This window comes from Kitasatospora sp. NPDC127111, from assembly GCF_042677465.1.
GTDB lineage: Bacteria > Actinomycetota > Actinomycetes > Streptomycetales > Streptomycetaceae > Kitasatospora.
On record NZ_JBHXTG010000087.1, the window covers coordinates 27,444 to 35,943 of the forward strand.

Below are 8,500 nucleotides of genomic sequence, written 5' to 3' on the forward strand. Positions count from 1 at the left end.
TTGATCTTCTCTTGTCCTGCGGTACTGCTGGTCTTGCGGGTACTGCGCTGGGGTACCAGGACTCGAACCTAGACTAAATGAACCAGAATCACTCGTGCTGCCAATTACACCATACCCCACCAGAGTTGAACCCTTGCGAGCTCTTCTCAGGCGTTGCGCCTCTCGTTCGGAACCGGCGGGGGTTTCGCTCCCTCGTCCGTTCCCTCCCGGGCGGCGCAGAAAGAACATTACCCGACGTCTGGCCTGGCTCCAAAATCGATAACCCCAGGCAGTGGCCGGGGCGGCTGCGAGCCAGGTCAGAACCGGGCCCGCGGCCGCCCGCGGCGGGGCTCAGGAGGCCGGTACGGCGTCCAGGGCGGCGGTCAGCCGGCGCAGCGTCTCGGGGCGGCCGAGCAGCTCCATCGACTCGAACAGCGGCGGCGAGACCCGGCGGCCCGTGACGGCCACCCGCAGCGGCGTGAAGGCGAACTTGGGCTTGATGCCCAGCCCGTCCACCAGCGCCTCGCGCAGCGCGGCCTGGATCGGCTCCGGGGTGAACTCCGGCAGCGCCTCCAGGGCCTTGATGCTGGCCTCCAGCACCGGACGGGCGTCCGCGGTGAGCACCTTGGCCGCGTCGTCCGGGTCGAGGGCGAAGTCCTCGGGGGCGACGAAGAGGAAGCCCGCCATGTTGACGATCTCGCTCAGCACGACCATCCGCTCCTGGGTGAGCGGGGCCACCTTGGCCAGCAGCTCCAGCTGCTCGGCGGTCGGCTCGGCCGGCAGCAGGCCGGGGGCCTGCAGGTACGGCACCAGGCGCCGGACGAAGTCCTCCGGCGCGAGCCTGCGCAGGTGCTCGGCGTTGATGTGCTCGCACTTCTTCAGGTCGAAGCGGGCCGGGTTGGCGTTGACGTCGGCGATGTCGAACGCCTCGACCAGCTGCTCCACGGTGAAGATGTCGTCGTCCGCGGAGAGCGACCAGCCGAGCAGCGACAGGTAGTTGAGCAGGCCCTCGGGGATGAAGCCGCGCTCGCGGTAGAGGTTGAGCGAGGCCTGCGGGTCGCGCTTGGAGAGCTTCTTGTTGCCCTCGCCCATCACGTACGGCAGGTGGCCGAAGCGCGGGGTGGTGCCGTTGCCGACGCCGATCTCGGCCAGGGCCGCGTACAGCGCGATCTGACGCGGGGTGGAGGAGAGCAGGTCCTCGCCGCGGAGCACGTGGGTGATGCCCATCAGGGCGTCGTCCACCGGGTTGACCAGGGTGTACAGCGGCGCGCCGTTCGCCCGGACGATGCCGTAGTCGGGCACGTTCTCCGGCTCGAAGGTGAGCGTGCCGCGCACCAGGTCGTCGAAGGTGATGGTGCGGTCAGGCATCCGGAAGCGCAGGATCGGCTCGCGCTTCTCCAGCTTGAAGACGGCGACCTGGTCGTCGGTCAGGTCCCGGCAGTGGCCGTCGTAGCCGGAGGGCTTGCCGGCCGCGCGGGCGGCCTCGCGGCGGGCGTCCAGCTCCTCGGTGGAGCAGTAGCAGTGGTAGGCGTGGCCGGCCTCGTGCAGGCGGCGGGCGACGTCGGCGTAGATGTCCATGCGCTGCGACTGCCGGTACGGCGCGTGCGGGCCGCCGATCTCCGGGCCCTCGTCCCAGTCGAAGCCGAGCCACTTCATGGCGTCGAGCAGCTGGTCGTACGACTCCTCGGAGTCGCGGGCGGAGTCGGTGTCCTCGATCCGGAAGACCAGCGTGCCGCCGTTGTGGCGGGCGAAGGCCCAGTTGAAGAGAGCCGTACGGACCAGGCCCACGTGCGGGTTGCCGGTCGGGGAGGGACAGAAGCGGACCCGGACGTCCGGGTTCGCGGCGGTGTTAACCACGCTTGATCACCTTGTTGGTGAGAGTGCCGATGCCTTCGATGGAGACGGCGACCTCGTCGCCGACGTTGAGCGGGCCCACCCCAGCGGGTGTGCCGGTGAGGATGACGTCGCCGGGCAGCAGCGTCATGGCCTCGGAGATGTGGACGATCAGCTCGGCGACCGAGCGGACCATCAGGGAGGTGCGGCCGGTCTGCCGCAGCTCGCCGTTGACCGTGCAGGTGACCGCCAGGTCGGCCGGGTCGAGGTCGGTCTCGATCCACGGGCCCAGCGGGCAGGCGGTGTCGAAGCCCTTGGCCCGGGCCCACTGGCCCTCGCGCTGCTGGACGTCGCGCGCCGTCACGTCGTTGGCGCAGGTGTAGCCGAGGATCACCTCGGGCACCCGGTCCAGCGGGACCTCGCGACACATCCGGCCGATCACCACGGCCAGTTCGGCCTCGTGGTGGACCTCCGAGGAGAACGGCGGGTAGGCGATCGACTCGGTCGGACCGATCACCGAGGTGGACGGCTTGAAGAAGGTGAGCGGAACGTCCGGGACGTCGTTGCCGAGCTCGGCCGCGTGCGCCGCGTAGTTGCGGCCGACCGCGACGATCTTGTTCGGCAGCATCGGGCTGAGCAGCCGGACGTCCTGGAACCGGTAGCTCTCGCCGGTCGGCTGGGGCTGCCCGAACGGGTGGCCGGCCAGCGCGTGGACGACCAGAGACTCGGGCTTGGCGGGATCCCCCTCGACCACGCCGAAGGAGACGCTGCCGGCGGCAGGGCTCCCTTCCCGGACGGAAAACCTGGCAATGCGCACGGCTGGGCTACCCCTCGCTTCGTCGGCCGCCCGGGGCGCGCCCGGGCGCTGGTGGGCGCCGAACCCCTCGGGCCCGGCCCCGCTCAATCGTCAACCAGGCTATCGCGCGGGCCCCCGCCTGACCGCTTTGCCCCTGTTCAGCGCGGTTCCGCCCGGCTCGTGTCGACGGGCGCGCCGCGGCCGAAACGCCGGGGCGCCGCGGCGGCACCTCGCGGTGCGGCCACGGCGCCCCGGAGCGCGGTGCGGGTCAGTCCTGCGGAACGGCGACCACCGGAGCGACCATCAGCTTGGTGCGGCGCGGGTTGGCGGTGTTGGTCGGCAGCTGGGTGGCGTACGTCACCACGTCCTCGGGCTTGCGGGCGCCCGGGATCTTGCTGAAGTCCTCGACCGAGGCCAGCGTCGTCCGGCGCGGGTTCGCCGTGGAACGGCAGGTGAGCGTGGACTTGGTGGCCTTCTTCGCCTGGGACATCTCGTCAGCACCTCGCGGTCGTGGCCGGCGCGTCGGCATGGACCGGCGCCGGGCCTGAGTGATTCGGGGAGATTCTGGGCAGGCTGATCGGGGCCGTGCTCCGGATGCAGCCAGATTACGGATCTCTTTCCACAGCCACCGTGACCAAAGCTACACATTGGCCTGTGATTTTGCTCACAAATTGAAGAGAAATTCTCTTTTATCCGACATGTCGCCGCATCAGGTTTTCTCGGCATAACGGATATTTCGGACATTCGGGAAGGTCTACTCGTCCAGTTGATCTCGGGTCGGCTTGGCATGTATCCGGCGAGTGTCCGAAAAGGGCGGTATTCCACTCCGGTTACCGCACAGTCAGTGAAGTCCCGCGCGCGGTCGGTAGCGCCGCCCGGTGAGGCTCGGCGGCCCTTGTTGGGATTCCCCGGCTGTGCTGGAATGCCACGGACCGTGGGTAGGGAGTAGTCCACCCCGGTGACCCGCTCTCCCGGACCGGCCGGGGTGCGGATGGAAACTCGACACCGTCCAGGCCGCGGCGACGCGGCAGGACGCCCGGTCCAGAGGTTGCGACGCCAGTGCAGGGACGTTTCAAAAGGGGTAGCGGCGCCGCGGGTGACCCGGAGTCGCGTGAGCCCGTGGCAGCCCCCCAGCAGGCGGCGGTGCCCGGCGGGCCGACCGGGCCGGCGCCCGACGCGGGCGGCCGCCCGGAGGACGACGGCCAGCAGGACCGGAAGTCCGCCCGGGACAAGCTGCGCAAGTCCCTCACCCGGCGGCGCGCCACGGGTGTCAGCCGGCTCGCGATGCGCAACTGGCGGATCCGCACCCGTCTGATCGCCCTGCTCGCGCTCCCCGTCATGGTGGCGCTCGTCCTCGGTGGCCTGCGCATCCAGGCCTCGCTCGAGGCCTCGCAGCAGCTGGCCCAGATGGCGAACCTCTCCGACCTGGCCAAGAAGGCGACCAACCTCGCCGACGCGCTGCAGAACGAGCGCGACATCAGCGCCGGCCCGATCACCCAGGACCCGCAGAAGCCGCTCGACGACGACATCGTCGCGGCGCGCAAGATCACCGACGACCTGAACCGCACGTTCACCGCGTCCTCCGACAAGTTCGAGAACCTCGAACTCTCCGGCGGCAAGGCGCTGCTCTTCCAGATCCGCCGCGACCTGAACTCGATCTCGGACGCCCGCGGCAACCCGTACCAGAACAACCAGAACATCCAGGCCACGATCACCGCCTACGACGTGATCATCCGAGACCTGCTGTCGATCTCCCAGGACATCGCCCTCGCGTCCAACAACAAGGACCTGGTCCGCGCCACCCGCGCGCTCCAGCAGTTCTCGCTGGCCAAGAACGCCACCTCGCAGCAGCGCGCGCTGATCAGCGCCGCGCTCGCGAACCGGACCCCCGACCTCAGCCTGAGCGACGAGTCCTTCGGCATCCGCCTGCGCACGTCCTACGACAACGCGCTGACGAGCTTCAACAACATCTACACCTCGCACGACCTGGACAACCTGCGCGGCCAGCTCAGCTACAACAACGTCGTCGCCGACGCCGACCGCTACGCGCGCTCGATCCTCCAGCAGAGCGGCATCCACCAGACCGAGCCGGTCTCCTACAAGGACTGGTACGAGAAGATCACCGCCAAGATCACGGCCGAGCGCCGGATCGAGGCCAAGCTGATCGAGGACCTCGACGGCAAGGCCCAGGACCTGCAGTCCCAGGCCGACACCGACGCGCTGATCATCGGTGCCGCCGTCGCGCTGGTGCTGCTCGTCGCCCTCGGTGGCGCCGGTCTGATCGCCCGCTCGATGGTGCGCTCGCTGACCCGTCTGCAGGCCGCGGCCGAGGACGTCGCCGAGCGGCGGCTGCCCGAGCTGGTCAAGACGCTCTCCGAGAACGACCCGCACGACGTCGACGTCACCGTCGAGCCCGTCGCCGTCGACTCCACCGACGAGATCGGCCACGTGGCGCACGCCTTCGACATGGTGCACAGCGAGGCCGTCCGCCTCGCCGCCGAGCAGGCCCTCCTCCGCGGCAACATCAACGCGATGTTCACCAACCTGTCGCGCCGCAGCCAGGGCCTCATCCAGCGCCAGCTGTCGCTCATCTCCGAGCTGGAGAGCCGCGAGGCCGACCCGGACCAGCTGGCGAACCTCTTCAAGCTGGACCACCTCGCGACCCGCATGCGCCGCAACGGCGAAAACCTCCTCGTCCTCGCCGGTGAGGACCCGGGCCGCCGCTGGACCCGCCCCGTCCCGCTGGTCGACGTGCTCCGCGCCGCCGCCTCCGAGGTGGAGCAGTACGAGCGCATCGAACTCGCCGCGGTGCCGTCCGCCGAGGTCGCCGGCCGCGTCGTCAACGACCTCGTCCACCTGCTCGCCGAGCTGCTCGAGAACGCCACCTCGTTCTCCAGCCCGCAGACCCGCGTCCGGGTCACCGGCCACGCGCTGCCGGACGGCCGGGTGCTGGTCGAGATCCACGACACCGGTATCGGCCTCAGCCCCGACGACCTCGCCGACATCAACGAGCGCCTCGCCAACCCGCCGACGGTGGACGTCTCCGTCTCCCGCCGCATGGGCCTCTTCGTGGTCGGCCGCCTGTCCCTGCGTCACGGCATCCGGATCCAGCTGCGCCCCAGCGACTCCGGCGGCACCACCGCGCTCGTCATGCTCCCGGTGGACGTCACCAACTCCGCCGACCGCCGCGGCGCCGGCCGGCCCGGCCCGGCGCAGGCCAAGCAGCAGCGCGGGGTCGCCCCGACGCCGCGCCAGCAGCGCCAGGTGCCCGGCGGCCAGGGCGCCGGCCGCGGCGGTCCCGCCGCGCTCGGCCAGGGCCAGGCAGGCGGTGCCCCGCAGGGCCGTCCGCAGCTCGGCCAGGGCGGCCCCGGTCCCCAGGGCGGCCCCGGTGCGCCGGGTGCTCCCGGTGGCCCGGGTGGCCGTGCCGGTGGCGGTCTGCCGACCCGGCAGGTCGGCCAGTCGCTGCGCGAGACCCCGCCCCCCGGCCGCAACGGCCAGCCCCAGCAGGGCCAGCAGGGGCAGCAGGGGCAGCAGGGCGGCCTGCCGCAGCGCGGCCCGGGCCGCCAGGGCCCGCCGCAGGGCGGCGGCACGCTGCCGCGCCGCGGCCAGCAGCAGCCGGGCGCCCCGCAGCCCGGCCCGGGCCGGCCGGCCGACGGCCGCCGCCCCGGCCAGGAGCGTCCGCGCCCCAACGACGGCTTCGACGGCGGTCCGGGCACCCGGACCGGCGAGCAGCCCCAGCACGGCTGGGCCGACCAGGCCGGCCGTCCGGGTGCGCCGCAGGGCGCCCGCCCGGGCAACCGTCCGCAGGACGGCCTCCCGCAGCGCCGCCAGGCCCCGCAGGGCCCGGCCGGCCAGGGCCAGCAGCGCCGTCCGCAGCGCCCCGGCCCGGACGCGCCGCAGCAGGGCCAGCCCCCGCAGGTGCCGCAGCAGGCGGGGCCGCAGGGCCAGCCGCAGCAGCTGCCGCAGCCGTTGCCGTCGGCCGAGCCGGCGCCGATGGAGAGCACCGCGGAGTTCGCCCGGCCGCGCTTCGAGGCCAGCGAGATCGATCCGCGTGACCCGCTGGGCCTCGGCCTGGTCGAGCCGGTCCTGCCGAACCCGGCCGCCCGGCCGGAGCAGGCCCGCCCGGAGCAGGTCCGGCAGGAGCCGATGGCGCTGCCGACCGGCCCGTCCCACGGCGGTGCGCCCGGCTTCGAGTCGGCCGAGCAGTCCTGGTACCGCGAGAACGGCCAGCCGGGCCAGCAGGCCCAGTCGCAGCAGTACCAGCCGCGCCGGCCCGGTACCACCGCGCCCGGCTTCCAGGAGCAGGCCCCGCAGGCCCAGCCGCAGCAGGCGGTCCAGGCGCAGGCCCCTCAGGCCCAGGCACCCCAGCCCGGCCAGGGCGGCCAGGGCGAGGCGCCGTGGCGTCCGTCGGCCAACGACGAGCGCTGGCGCCGGGCCGAGCAGGTCCGCGAGCCCTCGACCAACGGCGTGACCATGTCCGGCCTCCCCCGGCGGACGCCGCAGGCCAACCTGGTCTCCGGCACCGCCGAGGCGTCGCCGCTGACCGGTCCGCAGGTCTCCCGGGCGCCCGAGGAGGTGCGCGGCCGGCTGACCAACCTGCGCCGCGGCATCCAGCAGGGCCGCCGGGCGGGTGCCGAACAGGCGTCCGGCCAGCCGGGCCAGGGCAACCAGACGGGCTTCCAGCATGGTGCCCAGCAGCCCGGGTTCGATAGTTTCGGGGGTCGCACCGACGGTAACGGCGCAGAGCATCAGGAGCGTTGAGTTGAATCAGATGAGCCAGGCCGCTCAGAACCTGAACTGGCTGATCACCAATTTCGTGGACAACACCCCCGGGGTGTCGCACACGGTGGTGGTCTCCGCGGACGGTCTCCTGCTGTGCATGTCCGAGGGCTTCCCGCGGGACCGCGCCGACCAGCTCGCCGCGGTCGCCTCCGGCCTCACCTCCCTCACCTCCGGCGCCAGCCGGATCTTCGAGGGCGGCGAGGTCAACCAGACCGTCGTCGAGATGGAGCGCGGCTTCCTCTTCCTGATGGCCATCAGCGACGGCTCCGCCCTCGCCGTACTCGCCTCGCCGGACTCCGACATCGGCCTGGTCGGCTACGAGATGGCCCTCCTGGTCGACCGCGCCGGCGCCGTCCTCACCCCCGCACTCCGCGCAGAACTCCAGGGCAGTCTCCTGCACTGAGTGCCCTGAGCGGCAACACCACCCGTCCCACCTCCCCGCCGGGTCTGACCCGACCAGGCCCGGCGCCTCACCCTCAGCTACCCTCAGGCAGCTGATCTCGCCTCAGCTGGCATCGCCCCAGCTGGAACCGGCTGCCCAAGGCTGCAGCACAAGGAGGACCCATGACCCCGCCTTCGACACCCGCCGGCCCGTACGGCAACGGGTACGGCAGCGGCTACGGCGGGCAGCAGTCCGACGGCTACGAGCAGCAGCCGCTGGTCCGCCCGTACGCGATGACCGGAGGCCGCACCCGGCCCCGGTACCAGCTCGCCATCGAGGCGCTGATCTCGACCACCGGCTCCGCCGAGCGGAGCGGTGGCCTGCTGCCCGAGCACGCCCGGATCGTGAACCTCTGCCGTGAGGTCAAGTCCATCGCGGAGATCTCCGCACTGGCCGGCGTGCCGCTCGGTGTCGCCCGCATCCTCGTGGCCGACCTGGCCGAGGCCGGCCTCGTCGCCATCCACCAGCCCGCCGCCGCGGGCGAGTCGGGCGGAACGCCCGACGTCACGCTGCTCGAAAGGGTCCTCAGTGGACTTCGCAAGCTCTAACGGAGCCACCCGCGCCACGACCTCGGCGAAGATCGTCGTCGCCGGCGGCTTCGGCGTGGGCAAGACCACCCTCGTCGGCGCCGTCTCCGAGATCAACCCCCTGCGCACCGAAGCCGTCAT

6 protein-coding genes, 1 tRNA gene and 1 pseudogene are annotated in these 8,500 nt (G+C 72.0%); 4 read left to right on the forward strand and 4 right to left on the reverse strand.

Features of this window, described 5'->3' with window-relative positions:
- Positions 1-47 precede the first annotated feature (47 nt).
- The 4 genes from ACFVHB_RS35090 to ACFVHB_RS35105 form a co-directional block, all read right to left on the reverse strand.
- Positions 48-119, reverse strand: a tRNA-Gln gene (locus tag ACFVHB_RS35090).
- A 211-nt stretch (positions 120-330) separates the two neighbouring features.
- On the reverse strand, positions 331-1,836 hold the full coding sequence (gene gltX, locus ACFVHB_RS35095; RefSeq protein WP_380330389.1) for a glutamate--tRNA ligase: 1,506 nt from the start codon (positions 1,834-1,836) through the stop codon (positions 331-333).
- Positions 1,829-2,629 carry a fumarylacetoacetate hydrolase family protein gene (locus tag ACFVHB_RS35100; protein ID WP_380330392.1) on the reverse strand — a complete coding sequence of 267 codons (801 nt, stop codon included), beginning with the start codon at positions 2,627-2,629 and terminating at the stop codon, positions 1,829-1,831. The genes gltX and ACFVHB_RS35100 overlap by 8 nt, the downstream gene beginning before the upstream one ends.
- Positions 2,630-2,876: 247 nt before the next feature.
- Entirely contained in the window at positions 2,877-3,098 is a 222-nt protein-coding gene (locus tag ACFVHB_RS35105; RefSeq protein WP_380330395.1) for a hypothetical protein, read from the reverse strand.
- A gap of 629 nt (positions 3,099-3,727) precedes the next feature.
- Here ACFVHB_RS35105 and ACFVHB_RS35110 point away from each other — a divergent pair.
- The 4 genes and pseudogenes from ACFVHB_RS35110 to ACFVHB_RS35125 form a co-directional block, all read left to right on the forward strand.
- On the forward strand, positions 3,728-7,369 hold the full coding sequence (locus ACFVHB_RS35110; RefSeq protein ID WP_380330398.1) for a nitrate- and nitrite sensing domain-containing protein: 3,642 nt from the start codon (positions 3,728-3,730) through the stop codon (positions 7,367-7,369).
- A gap of 10 nt (positions 7,370-7,379) precedes the next feature.
- Complete coding sequence (locus ACFVHB_RS35115; protein ID WP_097236138.1) at positions 7,380-7,793, forward strand: roadblock/LC7 domain-containing protein; 414 nt, start codon at positions 7,380-7,382, stop codon at positions 7,791-7,793.
- Positions 7,794-7,954: 161 nt separating this feature from the next.
- On the forward strand, positions 7,955-8,380 hold the full coding sequence (locus ACFVHB_RS35120) for a DUF742 domain-containing protein (protein ID WP_329924275.1): 426 nt from the start codon (positions 7,955-7,957) through the stop codon (positions 8,378-8,380).
- A pseudogene (locus ACFVHB_RS35125) lies at positions 8,361-8,500 on the forward strand (ATP-binding protein); the annotation flags it as partial. The gene ACFVHB_RS35120 and the pseudogene ACFVHB_RS35125, both read left to right, overlap by 20 nt.

Coding starts and splice junctions, on each gene's coding strand:
- ACFVHB_RS35105 (WP_380330395.1), bottom strand. CDS start 3,098: ATGTCCCAGGCGAAGAAGGCCACCAAGTCCACGCTCACCTGCCGTTCC.
- ACFVHB_RS35120 (WP_329924275.1), top strand. CDS start 7,955: ATGACCCCGCCTTCGACACCCGCCGGCCCGTACGGCAACGGGTACGGC.
- ACFVHB_RS35115 (WP_097236138.1), top strand. CDS start 7,380: ATGAGCCAGGCCGCTCAGAACCTGAACTGGCTGATCACCAATTTCGTG.